The sequence below is a fragment of the Massilia oculi genome (assembly GCF_017582745.1).
In the GTDB taxonomy this organism is placed as follows: Bacteria; Pseudomonadota; Gammaproteobacteria; order Burkholderiales; family Burkholderiaceae_D; genus Telluria; species Telluria oculi_A.
In genome coordinates this window covers 299,195-318,049 of the sequence record NZ_JAFVIM010000005.1, presented here as the reverse complement: position 1 = coordinate 318,049, position 18,855 = coordinate 299,195, and the positions used below count along the sequence as shown (strand labels likewise).

At 68.2% G+C, this 18,855-nt stretch carries 13 protein-coding genes; 4 read left to right on the top strand and 9 right to left on the bottom strand.

Annotation, left to right across the window (positions count from 1 at the left end):
- Positions 1-43: 43 nt before the first annotated feature.
- From J3U95_RS08725 to J3U95_RS08685, 9 genes are all read right to left on the bottom strand, one after another.
- Positions 44-415, bottom strand: coding sequence for a response regulator transcription factor (locus tag J3U95_RS08725; RefSeq protein ID WP_208278218.1), 372 nt, complete (start codon positions 413-415; stop codon positions 44-46).
- The gene (locus J3U95_RS08720) at positions 412-1,986 is read right to left on the bottom strand and encodes a sensor histidine kinase (RefSeq protein ID WP_208278217.1); all 1,575 of its coding nucleotides are present in this window, start codon (positions 1,984-1,986) and stop codon (positions 412-414) included. Before J3U95_RS08720 ends, J3U95_RS08725 begins: the two co-directional genes overlap by 4 nt.
- 44 nt (positions 1,987-2,030) lie before the next feature.
- On the bottom strand, positions 2,031-2,678 hold the full coding sequence (locus J3U95_RS08715) for a response regulator (RefSeq protein ID WP_208278216.1): 648 nt from the start codon (positions 2,676-2,678) through the stop codon (positions 2,031-2,033).
- Positions 2,679-2,806: 128 nt separating this feature from the next.
- On the bottom strand, positions 2,807-4,363 hold the full coding sequence (locus J3U95_RS08710) for a sensor histidine kinase (protein WP_229519711.1): 1,557 nt from the start codon (positions 4,361-4,363) through the stop codon (positions 2,807-2,809).
- A 51-nt stretch (positions 4,364-4,414) separates the two neighbouring features.
- Positions 4,415-5,074: a response regulator gene (locus J3U95_RS08705; protein WP_208278214.1), complete on the bottom strand. Its 660-nt coding sequence runs from the start codon at positions 5,072-5,074 to the stop codon at positions 4,415-4,417.
- A gap of 237 nt (positions 5,075-5,311) precedes the next feature.
- Positions 5,312-7,000 (bottom strand): CLIPPER-2 domain-containing protein, encoded by a 1,689-nt coding sequence (locus J3U95_RS08700; RefSeq protein WP_208278213.1) that lies wholly within the window; start codon positions 6,998-7,000, stop codon positions 5,312-5,314.
- Positions 7,001-7,014: 14 nt separating this feature from the next.
- Positions 7,015-11,859, bottom strand: a complete 4,845-nt coding sequence (locus J3U95_RS08695) for an SdrD B-like domain-containing protein (protein WP_208278212.1) — start codon at positions 11,857-11,859, stop codon at positions 7,015-7,017.
- 70 nt (positions 11,860-11,929) lie between these two features.
- Positions 11,930-13,243, bottom strand: a complete 1,314-nt coding sequence (locus tag J3U95_RS08690; protein WP_208278211.1) for a DUF11 domain-containing protein — start codon at positions 13,241-13,243, stop codon at positions 11,930-11,932.
- A 127-nt stretch (positions 13,244-13,370) separates the two neighbouring features.
- A complete protein-coding gene (locus J3U95_RS08685; RefSeq protein ID WP_208278209.1) occupies positions 13,371-13,883 on the bottom strand; it encodes a DUF11 domain-containing protein in 513 nt (170 codons plus the stop codon).
- Between the two features lie 363 nt (positions 13,884-14,246).
- Here J3U95_RS08685 and J3U95_RS08680 point away from each other — a divergent pair, with 363 nt between their 5' ends.
- Genes J3U95_RS08680 through J3U95_RS08665 form a run of 4 tightly spaced genes read left to right on the top strand, consistent with a single transcriptional unit; the run spans position 14,247 to position 18,854 of the window.
- The gene (locus tag J3U95_RS08680) at positions 14,247-15,944 is read left to right on the top strand and encodes a methyl-accepting chemotaxis protein (protein WP_208278208.1); all 1,698 of its coding nucleotides are present in this window, start codon (positions 14,247-14,249) and stop codon (positions 15,942-15,944) included.
- A 9-nt stretch (positions 15,945-15,953) separates the two neighbouring features.
- Entirely contained in the window at positions 15,954-16,778 is an 825-nt protein-coding gene (locus tag J3U95_RS08675) for a CheR family methyltransferase (RefSeq protein ID WP_229519710.1), read from the top strand.
- Positions 16,779-16,785: 7 nt separating this feature from the next.
- Positions 16,786-17,283 (top strand): chemotaxis protein CheD, encoded by a 498-nt coding sequence (locus J3U95_RS08670; protein WP_208278206.1) that lies wholly within the window; start codon positions 16,786-16,788, stop codon positions 17,281-17,283.
- On the top strand, positions 17,280-18,854 hold the full coding sequence (locus J3U95_RS08665; RefSeq protein ID WP_208278205.1) for a chemotaxis protein CheW: 1,575 nt from the start codon (positions 17,280-17,282) through the stop codon (positions 18,852-18,854). The genes J3U95_RS08670 and J3U95_RS08665 overlap by 4 nt, the downstream gene beginning before the upstream one ends.
- The last annotated feature ends 1 nt before the right edge of the window (position 18,855 follow it).

Genomic DNA, 18,855 nt, shown 5'->3' with positions numbered 1-18,855 from the left:
TCCAGGGAAGAAATGGAGACGTCATGATACGTCAATACGCGACTCAGCCGTCCAGCAGTCCCGCCGCCGCCTCCACCAGCGCCTCGGGGCTGAACGGCTTGACCATGTAGTGGTCGGCCCCTGCGGCCAGCCCGGCCGCGACGTCGCTCTGCTGGCCGCAGGCCGACAGCAGCATGATCTTCATGCCGGCGGTGGCCGGCGCGTCCCTCAGCTTGCGGCACAGTTGCAGGCCGCTGATGCCTTCGCCCAGCCAGACGTCCAGGATCAGGAGGTCGGGCACCGCTTCGGCCAGCCGCGCCAGCGCGGCCTCGGCGCTGGAGGCCTGGGTCACCTCACCCAGCGAACGCAGGGTCAGGCGGATCAGCAGGCGCAGGTCGGGCTGGTCGTCGACGACGAGGATGCGGCGCGTCGTCAAGAGGCCTCCGGGTCGGTTGGCACGCCGTCGCGCGGCAGCCACAAGGCTACCTCGGTGCCGGCCCCCGGATTCGAAGCGATCTCCACCTTGCCGCAGTGGACAGCCACGATCTCGCGCACGATGGTCATGCCCAGGCCGTTGCCCGGCACGTCGGGCAGGGCGCCGGCGCGCCAGAAGGCGTCGTAGACCTGGGTCCGCTGCTCGGGCGTCATGCCGACGCCGCGGTCGCTGACGGTCACGGCGGCGCCTGGACGGCCGTCGCGCACCTGGGCCGCGATGGCGATCTCGACCTGGCTGTCCGGCGCCGAATAGGCGAGGGCATTGGCCACGATATTGGCCAGCGCCTGCTGCACGCGCTGCGGGTCGGCCTGGACCTGCGGCACGTCCGGGGCCGGGCGCAGCACGAGGCGGGCCGACTGCGCCGCGTCCTCGATCCCGGCCTTCACCTTCTCGATCACCTGGGCGAGATCGAGCGGCGCCGGATGCAGCTGATCCGAACCGCCGGAGTCGATGCGCGCCAGGTCGAGCATCTGGTTGACCAGGCCGATCAGGCGATTTGCCTGGCGGTGGATGATGTCGATCAGCTCGCGCCCGGTGGCGGCGTCGAAGTCGCGCTTGAGCAGCAGTTCGGAAAAGCCCAGGATGCTGGCCATCGGGGTGCGCAGCTCGTGGCTGGCGGTGCGGAAGTAATCGTGGCGGCGCCGGTTGGCGGCGCGCACCCGTTCCTGCTCGGCGCGGTGCCAGGCCACGTCGCGTACCGTCGCCACCAGGTAGGCGTGGCCGTCGAGCGTCATCTCGGCGATCGAGACCTCGGCCGCGAAGGCGCTGCCATCCACGCGCCGGCCCGTGCCCTCGTGGCGCGCCACCGCCTTCGGCTGGATCCCGATCAGGGCGCCCGACGACTGGCCGGCCAGCGCCTGGCAGGGGGCGCCGAACATGCGCTCGGCGGCCGGGTTGCACGACTGGATCGTGCCGGCCGCGTCGAACAGCAGCACGCCGTCCGGCAGGTGCTCGAGCAGGGCGCGCACGGTCTGGGCGCTGCGCCGCTCGCGCTCGGCCAGGGCTTTCAGCTCGAGAGCGGCGACCTCGTTGGCGACGATGCCGGCCAGGTCGCGCAGCATGGTGCGTTCCTCGGGGCCGAATTCGCGCGGCACGCGGTCGATGATGCACAGTGTGCCGATGCGCGCGCCGTCGCCGACCTCGATCGGCGAGCCGGCGTAGAAGCGGACCCCGGCATCGCCCAGGACCATCGGATTGTTCGCGAAACGGGCGTCTTCGCAGGCGTCGCGCACCACCATCACGTCGTCCTGCAGGATCGCATGGGCGCAGAACGAGGCGGGGCGCGGCGTTTCCGTCAGCTCCATCCCGACCCGCGCCTTGAACCACTGGCGGTCGGCGTCGATCAGGCTGACCAGGGCGGTCGGCACGTCGAACAGGCGCGCCGCCAGCCGCGTGATGCGGTCGAAGCGCTCGTCGGGCGGCGAATCCAGCAGGTCGAGGTCGATCAGGACCTGCAGGCGGCGCGCCTCGTCGGCGGGCAGCGGGGCGGAAGCAGGAAGTGTCTCGTTCATTATCATTGGCATGCGTTGGCGCGGGTTGGCTGTTCTGGTCCTGTTCAGCTAGTCGCCGGCAGCCGCGACGTGACCGCCGCGCGCAGGGCCGCGAGCGGGGCCGGCTTGGTCAGGTAGGCGACGTCCTCCGGCAAGCCCAGGGCCAGCACCGCCGGCTTGTCCATGCCGCTGACGACGACCAGCGGCAGGCTGGCGGTGGCCGGGTTGTTGCGCAAGGTGCGGATCATGCCGAAGCCGTCCAGCCCCGGCATGTGCAGGTCGCTCACCAGGATGTCGGGCCGCGCCTCGCCGATCCGGATCAGCGCCTCGATGCCGTTGCTGGCCTTGCGTACCGCGAGGTCCAGGCCCCAGGTGGAGATTTCCAGCTCGTACAGGCGCAGCAGGATGGCGTCGTCGTCGACGATCAGGACGCTGCGTGTGCATGCGGCCGGCGCGATCGGGCGCGTCGCGGGGATCGGACGGGGTACGCCCGCTAGTGCGGTGCGGCGTTCCGACAGCAGGCGCTCGACCGACTCGACGGCGATGCGGCGATGGCCGCCGGCGGTCTTCCAGGCCTGCAGCGTGCCGTTTTCGACCCACATCTGCACCGTGCGGTGCGATACGCCGATCCAGCCGGCGGCCTGCCTGGTGGTGCAGTAGGCGGCCCGGTCGAATGAACGTCCTTCGGTGACTTGCTGATCGGCGGTTTTCATATTTACTGATTTTACTGTTTCACATTTGCCTGTCAAGGACAAACCACAGGTAGATCAAATTACCGCTGAGCAAATGATTGGAAGGCAGTGCGGATGTGGCGCGGGCGGTACACCGGGCCTCGCGGACCTTATCCGGCGCCTTCGTCGGTGATGGCGGGGGGCAGGTAAAGTGTGACTTCCGTACCCACGCCCAACTGCGATTCGAGCGTGATCTGGCCGCCGTGCAGGTCGACGATTTCCTTGAGGATGGTCATGCCCAGGCCGCTGCCGGGTACGCTGGAATCGCGGTCGACGCGATAGAAGGCGTCGAACACCTGGGCTTGCTGCTGGGGCGTCATGCCCAGCCCCTGGTCGCGTACCCGGACCGCGACCATGAGCCGCCCGTCGCGCCGTTCCAGGCGCGCCTGGACCGTGATCGGCGTGCCGGGGGCCGAATACTTGATGCTGTTGCTGACGATATTGGTCAGCGCCTGCTGCATCTTTTTGGCGTCGGCCGCCAGCGGCGGCAGGTCGGGCGCCAGGTCGGTGCGCACGCGGTGCGACTGGCCCAGGCCTTCCAGGCTGGCCAGGGTCTGTTCCACCAGCGGGGGCAGGGCGACCGCGGCGAGCTTGAGCTCGGCCGCGCCGCCGGCCTCGATGCGCGCCAGGTCGAGCAGCTGGTTGACCAGGTCGACCAGGCGCCCGGATTCGCGGTGGATGATCTCGACCAGCTCGCGCTGGGTGGCGGGATCGAAGTCGCGCTTGAGCAGCAGCTCGGAAAAGCCGAGCACGCTCGACATCGGGGTGCGCAGCTCGTGGGTGGCGGTGGCGAAGTGGTGGCGCCGCCGCTCGTCGGTGGCGCGCGCGCGTTCTTCCTGGGCGCGGCGCTGGGTGATGTCGCGCACGGTGACGGCGAACTTGGGCCGCGCGGCCCACGCCATGCGGCAGTACGAAAACTCGACCGGGAAGCGGCTGCCGTCCAGGCGCCGCGCGCCCGTCTCGTAGGGGCAGCCCTCGAGCAGCAGGCCGGCGCGGCGCCGGGCGACCAGGTCTTCGTCCAGCAACTCGCCCAGCGGGCGACCGGCCAGCATGGCGCCGCTGGCGCCGAAGATCTTCTCGGCGGCCGGATTGGCGGCGACGATCACGCCGTGCACATTGAGCATCAGGATGCCGTCCGGCAGGTGGGCCACCAGGGCCTTTTCCCAGCCTTCGGGCGCGGGGCGGCCGGCCGGCCGCGAACGCAGCTCGTCGCCGGCGATCGCGGCCAGGTCGCGCAGGGTCGCCATCTGGTCCTGGTCGAACTGGCGCACCTGGCTGTCGATCACGCACAGTGCGCCGACCCGGCTGCCGTCGGGCGCGGCCAGCGGGATGCCGGCATAGAAGCGCACGCGTGGCTCGCCCAGCACGAAGGGATTGGCGGCGAAGCGCGGGTCATGCCGCGCATCCTCGATGACCAGGCCTTCGGGGTGCTGGATGGTGTGGGTGCAGAACGAGGTGGCGCGCGATGTTTCGGCCAGCTCGATGCCGACCCGCGACTTGAACCACTGGCGCTCGGCGTCGACCAGGGCGACCAGCGAGATCGGCACGCCGAGCAGGCGGCAGGCGAGGCGGGTGATGCGGTCGAAGCGTTCTTCGGGCGGGGTGTCGAGCAGTTGCAGCTCGTGCAGGGCCCGCACGCGCGCGGCGTCGGGCTGGGGATCTGGCAAGGCGGTACGAACGATTTTGTGCGGCTCGTGTCGCATTCTTCTTGGTCCTGGTTAAGTCTCCATGGCCTGGTCGCCTGCGCCGAGAATCTGTTCGACCTTGGCGCGCAGTTCGGGAAAACGTACCGGTTTGGAGAATACCGGTATGTCGGACGGCAATCCCATCGAGGCGATCGTCGCCCGGTCCAGCCCGCTGATGACGATGATCGCCATCTTGCCATAACGCGGATCGGCACGTAGCGTGCGTACCATGCGGAAACCATCCATGCCCGGCATGTTCAAGTCGCTGATCAACAGGTCGGGTTTGGCTTCGCCGATCCGGATCAGGGCGTCGAAACCGTCGCGCGCCTTGATCAGCTCGGCATCCAGGCCCCAGCCGGACATTTCCAGCTCGTACAGGCGCAGCAGGGTGGCATCGTCGTCGGCCATCACGATCCGGCGCGCCGAGGAGGGCTCCGCCGCTGCCGCCGGCTGGTTGGCGGCTGCGCCGCCCGCCACCGCCTGGTTGCGCTGCGCCACCAGCCGGTGCACCGAGGAGAGCAGGATGCGGCGGTGGCCGCCCGCCGTCTTCCACGCCTGCAGCACGCCGCCTTCGACCCACAATTGCACGGTGCGGTGCGAGACGCCGAGCAGGCTCGCGGCCTCCTTGGTCGAACAGACTTCGGAGGAAGCGGGATCTGGCTGCGCCGGCGGTGAGCTGCTGTGCGATTTCATGGATTCAGGTGTGCATATGGTTAAGTGCCCCGTCGGCAAGACCGACAAAATGCGCAGAGCATGCTTGCCGGATGGACAAGCATGCAAAGCGGGCATCATACAGGGTGCCATCATGCGCAACAAATACGCATGGGCAAGTCAACAATCTATCAAATTCTCACAATTTGCGATAGCGAAACTCGATAATCCGTTTCTTTATTGTAACTTGCGGTGGCAATGTTATGCAGCACAATTGAACTATTGCACCTTGACCGATACCGTGACGCTGCCGGTCGCTCCAGGCGCCAGGGTGCCGCTCACACCCCATTCGACCTTGCCGGTAGCGCCGACCTCGGGCTTGCTCGCCACCGTGCACGACAGTCCAGCCGGCATCGCGCCGCAGCTGCTGTCCACATACGTAGTATAGGTCGGGGTCGGGTCGCTGACCTTCAGGTTGTTGAGCGTGGTGGTGCCGGTATTCTCGAAGGTGATCGTGTAGGTGATGGTGTTGCCGGGCAGGGCGGCGGACTTGTCGGCCGCCTTGGTCAGCTTGAAATCGTCGCAGGTCTGGCAGATGCCTTCGACGGTCACCACCATCTCGCCCAGGCCGATGCCCAGCAGCTTGAGCAGCGGGTCGGCCACGCCGGACAGGATCGGCGCGACCAGCGGCGACACGGTCTTGGTCACCAGGGTCACCACCAGCGGCTGGACCACGCCCTGCAGCAGGCCCAGGCCCGGCATGTCGCGGAACTTCAGGTTGGTCACCAGGCTGTTGGCGGCATTGGTCACGAACACCGTGCTGCTGCTGACGGTGCGGGTCTGCGGGAAGCTGCCCGACATCGTCACGCTGGTGGCGAACGGCGCCTGGCCGCGCACGATGCTCTTGACGTCGAGCGGCACGTTGACCGCGGCCAGGCCCAGCGCCAGCGTCGCCTGCAGGTTGCCGATGGTGCCGTAGTCGACGTCCGAGTCCTGGATGGTGCGCGAGCGGTTGAAGAACACGCTGTCGTCGATCTTGCCGATGTACAGGTCGGCCACGCCCGGGGCCACCTGCAGGGTGACGGCCTTGGTGGCGGCGTTGACGGCCGCCAGGCTGCCCTGGCCGCGGGCGACGTCGGCGTAGACGTCGAGCTTGCCGATCGCGATCGAGGCGCTCTGCAGCAGGCCGAGTCCGACCAGGGTGTCGGTGACCGGGGCCAGCGTGATCAGGTCGAGCTTGAGCTTGATGCGCACCGCGGCCGAATAGAAGGTCGAGCCGGTCGGGCCGCACACGTACGACGGCGGCTCGATCACCTGGGCGTACAGCTGCACGCTGTTGACGACGCCGGCGGCGCCGAGGACGCCGCCCGAGATGCCCACCGGGACCGGCGTGGTGAGCACGTTGCGGCGGTTGTACAGCTGGATCAGGCCGGTGAACATGTCGAGCGCGTTGACGGTGCTGGTGCCCAGCGAGCCGGTATCGGCCGTGATCTTGAGCAGGTCGCCCAGGCGCACGGTGGCGCCGGCGCCGTTCAGCTGCGAGGCCAGGCCCGAGAGGGCGGTGGCCAGCTGCGGCTTGGCTTCGGCCTGCGCCTCGACCGACAGCGCGTTCGCGATCTGGGCCAGCGTGATGTTGGCGCCCAGCACCTGCGAGGGGCTGGACAGGTTCAATTGCGTCTGCAGCACCTTCAGGAAGTTCAGCAGGTTCAGGTTGCCGCCGGCCAGCGCATTCCAGTCGAGCGCATTGAGCGAGACGCCGGTGCCGAGCAGGCCGCCCAGCAGGGGGCCGAGCAGGGCGCTTTTATTGGTGTCGACGCTGGCCAGGCGCGGGCCGGCGGTGATGCAGGCGCCGGTGGCGTTGCACTGGGCCTGGGCCTGGGCCGGTGCGCCGGCCAGCATGCCGGCCATCAGGCACAGGGCGACGAGGGATCGGTGCAACCAGGTGAAGCTCATGATGTTGTTGTTCATGTCGTATCCTTGGATTACTTCAGCATGTCGCCGGACAGCAGGCCCTGCAGGGTATTTTCGTCGAACTTCATGCGCATCCGCACATACGCGCCTTTGGCGGTGGCGTCGGCGCCGGCCAGGTCGCGCTCGGTGAAGCCCATGAAGTTGTAGCCGGCCGAGACCCACATATTCTTCTTGAGCTGGTAGCCCGCTTCCAGGCCCGCCGCATACTGGCGGCCGCGGGTGTCGCGGTCGAGCAGCATCTGGGCGGTGGCGCCGACGTCCCAGTCCTCGTTGATCTCGTGGGTCACACGGCCGGCCACCAGGTGGCTCATGGTGCGGGTCGACAGGCCGCCCGAGCGGTCCATGGCGACCTTGGCCGCGTAGCGCGCGCTGACGACTGTGTCGCGGCGCAGCTGCCAGTTGGCGTTCATCGACACCGCGTGCACGGCGCGCTTGAGGTCGGCAGGGCCATCGTCGCGTTCCAGCTTGTACTCGTACTTGGCCAGGCCGGTGACGCCGATCGATTCCAGGGCGCGGTAGGCCACGCCGCTCTGCAGCAGCTCGGTCAGGCGCAGGGTGGTGCCGGTGCCCTTCGAGCGGGTCGCGGCCAGGGTGTTCTTGCCCAGGAAGGTCCAGCTCTCGTCGATCTTGTAGGCCAGGCCCAGGGTCGACAGCAGGCCGTCGCTGTCTTCGCCGTGGCGCAGTTCGAGGCGCGCGTTGCCGGTCCAGGTCGGATGGCGGCTCACTTCGATGGCGCCGGTCACGGCGATCGCTTCGTTGTCCTTCACGCCCGAGATCACCTTGACGCGCTCGACGCTGGTGTTGGCGCGCACGCCTTCGCCCAGGGTCCACAGGTTGCGCAGGCCAAGGGCTGCCTCGGCCTGGCGCTCGCCAGTGATGGTGCCGGCCGGCGAGGTGCCGCCGGCGCGGTATTCGGTGAACACGCGGCCGTCCTGCATGTAGTCGCTGTCGACGCCGAACACGGTGGCGCTGCGCTGCTGGCCCTGGTTCAGCGCATAGGTCGAACCCAGGCTGCTGATCAGTTCATGGCGGCCGTAGACGCGGCTGCCGCCGGCGAAGCGGTAGTCGCCGCCCAGGGCCACCATGCGGCGGCCGTTGTCGTGGATGTCCTGCTCGCCTTCCAGGAACACGCCGGCCTGCGGCAGGCCCGGGATCTGGGTGGCGATCTTGGCGCGCACGCTGGTCAGGTCCGGCTGGGCCAGCACCACGTTCTCGCCGGCCGATTCGCGGGCGTGGCGCACGCCCAGTTCGACCTGGATGCCGTTGTCGAAGGTGTAGCCGCCGAACAGCTGCACGCCATTGCGCTCGGCCTCGGATTCCAGGTCGGCGGTGTGCAGGGCTTCCAGGCCGACGCTGGCGCGCTCGGTGACGCGGTAGCGCACGGTGGCGCCGCCTTCGGTGCGGCCCTTCGGCAGCGACGACGATGGATTGTCGAAGTTGGCGTCGGCGCGGCCGGCGAACAGGCGGCTTTCCAGCTTGCCGTCGGTGCGGGTGGCGTCGAGGCGGGCGGCGCGGCCCTTCTGGTCGGCCTTCTCCATCTGCGCGGCCTCGACGATCACGGTCGTCTTGTCGTCCGGGGTCACGCTGGCGTTGACGCTCACCAGGCGGGTCGGGGCGGCCGGGTTGCGGTCTTCCACGGCGCTGCCGCCGACTTCGACCATCTCGCCGATCTTGTACTGGGCGGCGATGCCGCCGACCCAGAAGCGTGGGTGGCCCTGGTCGACTTCATAGCTGATGCGCAGGCTGATCGGGTTCATGTCCGGGTCCAGGCTCGGCACCGGGGCGCGCAGCAGGATGCGGCCGGTCAGCGGGTCGATGTCGTAGTCGGCGTAGCGCGCCAGCAGGCGGCGCGACAGCATCAGGCCGGTCTGGTTGCGGTCGCGCACGACGATCTCGACGCGCTCGCTGTTGATGACCATCAGGCCACCGCCGGTCAGGAATGGGCCCGAGGTGCCGTTGGCGGCGATCTCTTCGACCATCTGGCGGGTGGTGTCGTAGCTGGCAAACGAGTCGAAGGTCAGGTTGCCGACTTCCGAATGGGTGCGCAGGCCCGTCAGGTTGCGGTTGTAGGCGCCCAGGTTGCGCGCCGGGGTGACGCCTGGCGGCACGTAGTCGCCGTACATCACGTAGGAGCGGTCGCGGTCGGCGCGCAGGTAGAGGCGGCTGGTCGACTGCGCCTCGAAGCCGCGGCGCGCGTCGTCGCCATAGGTCGGGTAGTAGGCCAGCGGATCGATGTCGCGGAACAGCTTCGGCTCGGTTTCCTTGTCCGAATCGTAGGCCATGGTCAAGAGGGTGTCTTCGCCCACCTGGCCCTTGGCGAACATGGCGGCGCGGGCGCCGGCGGCCAGGCCGTTGCCATTGCCACGTTCGGCCATGTGGCGCAGCTTGTCTTCGAAGCCGTCGAAGTCGCGCAGCGGGTTGGCGGTGTTGCCGCGCACCCGGTTCAGGCTGATGGCGCCTTCGACGACACCCGCCGCGACCAGCGGACGCAGGTCGGGTACGAAGCGCAGCGCGCCCTTGGCCTGCAGCAGGCCGCTGGCGGCCAGCAGGCGGGCTTCGCCGGCTTCCTTCGGTGCGCGCAGCGAGAATTCGGCGCTGCCGCCTTCGACGAACACCTGGAAGCCGGGCTCGCGCGGGTCGAGGTCGGTCGTGTCCCACTGGCCGGCGCTGGCGTCCAGGGTCACCGGGGTGCGCTCGACCACCGGCACGCCGTCGGCGTCTTCCAGGCTCACGTTGATGATGACCAGGCGTTGGCCGTCGGCCGGGGCGGTCTCGGCCTGCGGCTTGATGCGCAGGCGGGCCAGCTTGCCCGGCACCACGACGCCGATGCGCTGGCTGCCGCGGGCATTGCCGAAGGCATCCTTCTGGGCGATTTCCAGCTCGTTGCGGCCCGGGCGCAGGGCGACGCCGACGTATTCGTAGACGTCGAGCTGGCGGTCGGCGACGGTGCTTTGCTGGCCGACGTGGCTGTCGTCGACTTCCACGCCGTTGACGGTCAGGGTGAAGCTGTTGCCGGCGGTGCCCTTGATGCGCACCATCGCCTGGCCGTAGGGCAGGACGGCGCCGTCTTCCAGGCCGATGAAGGCCAGCTTGTTGTCCATTTTCGCCAGGTCGAGGTCTTCGATCTTCGTGATCGCGACGGTTTTTTCCGGCACGGTCAGTTCGGAAGCGGCCTGCAGTTCGGCGCGCAGGCGCTCGGCGCGGCCTTTGATCGCGGCGCGCAGCTCGTCGTCGCAGGCATCCAGCGCGAAGTCGGCGCGCGCCAGTTCGCCGTCCTTGAGGTCGACGAAGCGGCTGCCGGCGTCGCCCGCGTTGCGGTTCGACAGAATGGCGAGACTGCTGCCAGCCGGCAGGGTGGTGGCGTCGACCTTGGCCACGTGGGTGCGCGGGGTGACGCCGGCGAAGCTGTAGCGGCCTTCGGCATCGGTCTGCGCGAAGTTGCCGTCTTCCAGCCAGATGCGCACGTCGGGCACGCCCGGCTCGTCACGATCGCGCAGGCCGTTGGCGTTGCAGTCGGCGAACACGGTGCCGAGGATGTGGCCCTTGTCGCTGAAGATGCCGGCCTCGACCTTCACCTTGGCGGCGGCCACGGTGCTGGTGAAGACCAGGGGCGCGGCGCTGGTGGCGTGGGCGCGGTTGATGCCGTCGCCCTGCAGCGCGCCGGCGCCGATGCGCACGCGGTAGCGCAGCACGCGGTTCGAACGGCGCGGCACCTCGCCCACATTGATCACCAGTTGCGGGCCGCGGTTGGCGAACTTGCCGTCGAACGGCGCGTTATCCAGGCGCATCGAGCCCGGCACATAGCTGAAGCCGGCCGGCAGGTCGTCGATGACGGTCACGCCGGTGAGGGCCTCGTCGGCGGTATTGAACACGCGCACGGTGTAATCCAGCACGTCGCCGACTTCGACCACGGCGCGCGAGGCGGTCTTGGTCAGGTACAGGGTGCCCGGGATCGGATCGAGCGGGACGTCGATGGTGACCACGCCGAGGGCGGCGCTGACGGTGAACTCGCCGCCGAACGAGCCGTACAGGTTGGTCTCGCGGTTGCCCGGCAGTTGGCCCGGGGAGGTCTTGGACGGGAAACCGTAGTTGTTCGGCGGGGTGACCTTCAGGCGGTACAGGCTCGGGGCGACCAGCGGGAAGTGGTACATGCCGTTGGCGTCGGTGACGACGGTGCTCGGCATCCGGGTGACGGCGTCGACGTCGAACACGATCGCCGGGGCGCCCGGGTTGCCGCCGTTGCCTTCGCCGGTCACGTCGATCAGGGTTACGGTGGCGCCGGCGACCGGCTCGTTGCTGACGCTGTCGTAGACGACGCCGATCGGGTCGACCAGGATGTCGGTCGAGATCGCGCCGTTGCCGCAGCCGGCGATGCGGGCGGTGAGGGTGTCGTCGGGCATGACTTCGAGCATGCCGTCGCCCATGTCGTTCTCATGGCCGTCCGCGTCCTGCGCGCGGTCCATGGTCATGGGGGTGATGCGGAACAGACCGCTGTCGGCCGCGGTTTCGCTGGCCATGAATGCCTGGCTGTCGCCGGTCTTCTTCGAGGATATGGTAACGCTGATGTCTTCGGCCCGGGTCGGGTCGGCGTTGCAGTCGGCCGCCGAGATCTGCACGAACAGCTGGCCGTTGGCGCGGGTGGCGCGGGCCACGGTCGTGAAGGCGGCCGAGGTGAAATAGGTGATGGTATCGGTGCGCTGCGCGCGCACCGTGTTCGATTCGACGGCGCCAGCGCCGCCGCCCGGCTGGGCGAAGGTGGCGCTGGCCTTGTTGACGATGGCGGCTCCCGCGTCGCCGCACAGCAGCAGGGTGGTGACCAGGCAGAAGAAGACGAAGTGTCGGAGCTGAGTGATCATGGCGCGGGAGTCGGGAAAGAATTCGAAAAGCGGCGTCCGGGGACGCCGCGCTTGCTGGTTGAGGGAAGGCTTACGGGTTGATCTTGACGCCGAAGTTCAGCGTGTTCGACTCGTTCGGATTCAGGTTGAAGCCGGTGGCCGACACGGTGCTGACGACGCCTGCGGCGACCGGCGCCAGGATCGAGCCGAGCAGGGTCTGGGCGGCGGCGCCGGTGTGGTACGTGGTGTTGGCTGGCACGTTGTCGGTGATGACCACGGCGTTGATGGTGGTCAGGCCCTTGTTGGTGGCGACGATCTGGTAGCGGATGCAGGCGCCCGGCGCAGCGGTGATCGGGTCCTTGGTGAACTCGCCTTCCGGGGTGCCGTTGCAGTCGGCGTCCAGGGCTTGGGTCTTGACCAGTTCCAGCAGCGAGTCGCCGGCGACGATGGTCACGGCTTCGTGGATGCGGTCCGAGATGGCGCCGTTGGTGGTCGACTGGGCGCGGAACCAGATGTCGGTGGTGCCCGGGGTAGCGCCCGCGGCCGGGGTGACTTCGGCGGTGACCTTGACGTTGGCGCCGGCGGCGACGGTGGCGTTGGTGATCACCTGGCCGTTGGCGTCCTTGAACACGACGGTCCAGCCGGCCGGCAGCGGGGTGCCGCCGAAGTTGACGTCGGTGCTGGCGGCCAGCGCGAAGGTGTCGGGGCTGCCGCCGGTGTTGTTCAGGTAGATGACGAACGAAGTCATGGCGCCGGCGGTGGTGAGCTTGGTCTCGATGGCGGCGGCTTCCGGACCCTGGCCGTTGCCCGGCGCGGTCGGGCCGGAGGCGTTGGCGGTGATGTCCATGATGGCGCCGGCGCCGACGGTGGTGGTGTCGGTGCTGGTGGCGCTGACGCTGCCGTTGAAGACGCTGGTGGCCTTCACTTGCATGGTGTTGGTGTTGCCGGTGGTCGCGCCTGCCGCCAGGGTGGCGACGGCCACGAAGCGGTAGGTGGCGCCCGGGGCCAGCTGGCCGGTCGAGGTGACCGGGGTGGCGTTGTCGGCGGCGCCGTTGCCGTCGGCGTCCAGGTAGAACACGACGCCGGTCAGGGCCAGGGCGCCGCTGTTGGTCTGGCTCAGGGCGAAGGTGTCAGGGCCGTTACCGGTATTGGTCACGCTGTGGGCGAACACCACCTGGGTGCCGGCCGCGCCGCTCTTGGCGGTGCCGTTGTTGATGTTCAGGCTGGCCACTTGCTGGACGGTGGTGGTGACCACGTTCGACTGGACGGTCTTGGTGCCGGTCGAGTCGGTATAGGTGGCGCTGGCCTGGTTGGTGATCAGGGTGCCGGCGGCGGTCGGGGCTGCGTTGGCGTTGGCGACTGCCAGCAGCGAGGCTGCGGCGACGAGGGTCAGGCGGGTTTTCATGGCTTCTTCCTTCTTGTCAGACGGGAAATGAATCGGGTTTGTACTGCGATTGAACCGGGTAAAAACTGCAAAAGTTATCAAAAAAACAATTAAATCGACGGAGTTCGGGCGTCAGGGCATCCCTCCCTTATTTGTTTGCCAACTTGGGCGCGCTGCCGATCGAGATCACTTTCATGCGTGAGCTGACGGTGACGGCCTGGCCGGGCGCGAGGTCGCCCAGGTTCCAGCGCAGGAAGCGGTATTCGGATGCAGGCACCCGCTCGACCACGCGCAGGCCCTTGCGCATGACTTCACGGGTGAGGGGCAGGGGGGCGAAGGTCTTGCCGTCGAGGCTGGCCTGGACCGCCTTCGGCGCCGCGCTGCCGGCCAGGTAGCTCATCGCGCCTTCGGGCACCGGCAGGGTCGCTGCCACCGCCTGGGCCACAGTCTTGCCCTGGTTCTGGTAGGTGATCTGGTATTCGATGGTGTCGCCGACTTCGGCTTCGAGGGCCGGCACCAGCTTCTCGGCGCCCTTGTCCTGGGCGACGACCTGGAAGGCTTGCAAACGCACGTCGACGGCCTGGGTATCGGCCGCGAATACTTTGGTGCCTGCCAGCACGATGGTCCAGAACAGCAGGATATTCAGGATACGAATGGTCATGGAATTCCTTTGAATCGAACGGTGGGTGGGTGGGGTCATCATGGTTTCGGTTTTGCTGGTTTAGTCGATGATGTGCATTCTATCGAATTTACCGAATTACTCAAGGAAAATATTTCATATTTGCAGATTTAGATGTTGTGAGGGAACATCATGAACAGACGGCATGCCGTTTCTTATAGGAGAAGGAGGCGGGGAACTGCCGAGTCGGAGATGTTGTTGCGAGGAAACGACAACATCTGTCCTGATTTCTAATCTTCTGACTTTGCTGAATTTACTGTCTGCGTATTTTGGCGCATGATTGCTTCCATGCATTGATGTGGCGCCGCGCTTCGCGTCGTCTTCACCCACCTGACCCCTGGATATATGGAAACGATCTATTTGGAATCGCCCGACGCCCTGCAGGACCTGCGCGCGATCTATTCGGCGCTCGACGGCGCCCAGGCCATCATCGAATTCGATTTGAATGGCAACATCCTGCGTGCCAATGACAACTTCCTGGCCGTGACCGGCTATACCGACGACGAGTTGACGGGTCGGCATCATTCGATGTTCTGCGAACGCGACCTGATCGATTCGCCGGCCTATGTGCGCTTCTGGCAAGACCTGGCCGCCGGCAAGGCCGACCGCGCCGAGTACAAGCGCATCGCCAAGGGCGGGCGCGAGTTCTGGATCAATGCTTCCTACAATCCGGTCAAGGACGCCAGCGGCCGGGTGTGCAAGATCATCAAGTTCGCCACCGACATCACGCTGGAAAAACTGCGCGCCGCCGAGACCTCGGGCCTGGTGGCCGCGATCGGCAAGGCCCAGGCCGTGGTCGAATTCGACATGAACGGCATCCTGCTGGACGCCAACGCCAATTTCCTCGACCTGCTCGACTACGCGCTGGAAGACGTGCGCGGCGAGCACCACCGCGTGTTCTGCGACGACGAATATGCCGCCAGCGCGGCCTATCGCCGCTTCTGGGGCAAGCTCAATCGCGGCGAATTCGACGCCGGCCGCTACAAGCGCCATGGCAACAACGGCAAGACGGTGTGGATCCAGGCCACCTACAACCCGATCTTCGACGCCGACGGCAAGCCGGTGAAGGTAGTGAAGTTCGCCACCGACATCACCGAGCAGGTGATGCTGGAGCAGGCCGCCGTCGAGCGCGCCGAATCCGAGCGCCAGAAGGTCGACGCCCTGCTGGAGCAGGTGGCGCGCGCCTCGCGCGGCGACCTGACCGGCTCGATCGACACCAGCGGCGACGAGCCGCTCGACCAGCTGGCGCGCGGCGTCATGAAGATGATCGGCGACCTGCGCGCCGTGATCGGCGACGCCGTCAACGCCGCCGGCAAGCTCAACGACTCTTCGCGCGCGATCGCCGAACGCTCCAACACGGTGGCCGCCAGCGCCCAGGCGCTGGGCGCCACGGTGGAACAGATGAACGCCTCGGTCGACGGCCTGACCGCCTCGATCAACACCATCGCGCGCAGCACCCAGGAAGCCAATGCCCTGGCCCAAAACACCCGCGACGAGGCCGAGATCGGCGCCAAGGCGATCGCCCGCTCGATCGAGGCGATGGCCATGATCAACCAGTCGTCGGAAGACATCGGCGAGATCGTGAAGGTGATCGGCGAGATCGCCGGCCAGACCAATATGCTGGCCTTCAACGCCGCGATCGAGGCCGCCCGCGCCGGCGAGCACGGCCTGGGCTTCTCGGTCGTGGCCGACGAGGTCAGGAAGCTCGCCGAACGCTCTTCGCAGGCGACCAAGGAAATCTCGAAGCTGATCAACGAATCGGTACGCCGCGTGGCCCAGGGCAGCGAGATTTCGCGCCAGGCCAGCGAGGCCTTCGACCGCATCACCACGGGCGTCGGCAAGACCTCGCTGGCGATCGCCGAGATCTCGGACAGCGCCAGCGAACAGTCGCTGACGGCCAAGGAAGTCAGCGCCGCGATCTCCTACATCGCCCAGGAAACCGAGCGTTCGGCCGGCTCCTGCGACAGCATCGCGCGTTCGACCGAGGGCCTGAACGAGCACGCCGGGCACCTGAGCGCCACCGTGGCCCGCTTCGTGGTGTAAGGGAGCGATATGGGACTGAGCGACATGGAACTGAGCGACGACAAACTGGACGCCATCATCGGGCTGGTGCGCCAGCACACCGGCATCGCAATGGGCCGGCACAAGCGCGTGCTGCTGCAGGGGCGCCTGCAGCCGCGCCTGCGCGCGCTGGGGCTCGACAACTACGGCGCCTACATCGCGCGCCTCGAGCAGGACCGCCAGGAAGTCGTGTCGTTCATCAATTCGGTGACCACCAACGACACCGCCTTCTTCCGGACCCCGGCCGTGTGGCGCTGGCTGGAGCGCGACTTCTTGCCCGAGTGGGCCGCGCGCGCCGAGGATGGGCCGCTGCGCATCTGGTCGGCCGCCGCCGCCACCGGCGAGGAAGCGTATTCGCTGGCCATGACCTGCCTCGAGGCGCGCCGCAACTTCCCCGGCCTTCGCTTCGAGATCCTGGCCACCGACATCTCGACCGACGCCCTGGCCACGGCGCGCGCCGCCATCTACCGCGGGCGCAGCGTGGAACGTTTCGAGCGCGACCACCCGGAACTGTTCCGCAAATACCTGCGTCCGGTGGGCGAGGCGGTCCGCGTCGCCACCGAGGTGACGCAGTACGTCGAGTTCGGCGAGCACAACCTGCTGCAGCGGCCGCCGCGCGCGGCCGGCTTCGACCTGGTCATGCTGCGCAACGTGCTGATCTACTTCGATGCGCAGGCCCAGCAGCGGGTGCTGGCCGGCGCCCGCGCGGCGATGCGGCGCGAGGCGCGCCTGGTCCTGGGCGAACAGGAATCCATCACCCGCCTGGACACGGACTTCGTGTTCGAGCAGGCCCACGTCTACCGTATCGGGGATTGAACACACCATGAACACGCACAGCATGAACCACACGTCCCACGTCCTGACCGGCCAGATGCAGATCGGCCAGGGCGAGCAAGTCCTGACCGCGCTGCTGGGTTCCTGCGTCGGGATCGGCATGATCTGGCGCAAGCAGCGCCGTTGCGGCCTGGCGCACTGCTTCCTGCCCGAGGGCGTCGAGACCGGCGAAGACTCGGCGCGCTACGTCAGCGCCGCGGTGCCGCGCCTGCTGGCGGCGCTGGGCGTGCGGCGCGAGCAGTACGACGAGGTGGACGTGGTGATCGCCGGCGGCGCGCGCATGCTGAACCTGCGCACGCACGACGGCGCGGTCGGTACCCGCAATATCGCCGCGGCGCGCTCGCAGATCTCGCTGCGCGGCCTGCAGGTGGCGTTCCAGGACGTGGGCGGCTCGCAGGGACGGCGCCTGTCGATCGATTGCGACCGCCAGACCTTCAGCGTGGTGCGCATCCAGTCCGCCCAGCGCGAGCAGATGGTGACGGCATGAACGCGCTGAACGACATGCATGCCGACGCGCGCGCCGCGGTGGCCGCGATCGAGGCGCAGCAGGCCACCGCCGCGCGCGTGCTGCGCGAGGCCGCCGGCATGGAAGTGGTGGGCACCTTCTTCTTGGCGGGCCAGGAATTCGCGCTGCCGGCCGACCACGTGCGCGAAGTGGTGGGCATGCCGGAGCGGATCACCCGGATTCCGCTGTCGCCAGCCTGCCTGGAAGGCATCTTCACCCTGCGCGGCGCCGCCATTCCGCTCCTGAACCTGGGCCGCATCTTCGATCCGGCGGCGCCCGCCGCCTCAAGCGAACAGCGTGTGGCGATCGTCGACGTCGACGACATCCAGGTCGGCCTGGTGTTCGACGCCACCGGCGAAGTGCTGCGCGTGCGCCCCGAGCAGCGCGCCGGCCTGCGTTGGAGCGAAGGCCAGCAACCGGGCGTGGTCGCGGGCGCGATCACCCTGGAGGACGGCGCGCGCATCGTCCAGATGCTCGATGCCGCGCGCCTGGTGCGCATCGATAACGTGCCCCAGGTGCGGGCCCACGCCAGCGTGGCGCGCGAAGCCTGGCGCATGCGCTTCCTGCGCCAGGCGCAAGGCCGCAAGTGCATCTCGTTCACCGTGGGTGGGCTGCGCTTCGCGCTGGCGATGGAGGCGATCCAGGAAATCATGCGCGTTCCAGCGCTGCAGCCGTCGGTGATGCTGGGCCGCCTGTGCAAGGGCTGGCTCAACCTGCGCGGCGCGCCGGTCGGCGTGGTCGACTTCGGCGCGCTGCTGCAGTGCGCGCCCGGCACGGGCGATCCGGATGACGCGCGGGTGCTGGTGGTGCGCATCGGCGACGAGCAGCTGGGCCTGCTGGTCGACGCGGTCGACGACATCCGGCCCTACTTCGACAGCGATATCCTGCCGATCCCGATGCTGGGCACGGCGCGTGGCGCCATGTACCGCGGCTGCCTGCCCAACGCGGAGCTGGGCGACAGCCTGTTCCTGGCGCACGACGCGCTGTTCTCGGATGCCGAGGTGGCCGAGATCTGCGCCGGCCACCGCCGCCTGTATGCGGCCGAAGCCGGCGCCGCGCGCGCGGCCGAGAAGAAGGTGGGGGCGCGCCGCGTCTACCTGGCGTTCTCGCTGGACACGGGCTGGGCGGCCGACATCGGCCAGGTGCGCGAGATTGTCGATTTCGACGGCCCCGTCACCCGTCCGCCCGGCATGCCGGACTGCGTGCACGGCATGATGCAGGTGCGCCAGCAGATGGTGTGCGTGATCGACCTGCGCGTCCTGTACGGCATGGCGCCGCTCGAGGACCGCTCCGGCTGCCGTATCCTGGTGCTGGAGCACGAGGGCGAGCGCTTCGGCCTGGTGGTCGACCGCGTGGACACTATCCTGTCGCTGCCCGACAGCCAGCGCCGTCCCTCGCCGCAGCTGCTGCGCGTGAACGGGCCGGACGATATGCGGCGCGACGCCGCCGAGGTGCTCGAGGTGCCGGGCGAGGACGGGCGCGAGGACGTGCGCACCCTGCTCGACAAGGAGCGCTTCCTGGCCACCCTGCGCCGGCAACTGGGCGGGGCTTGAA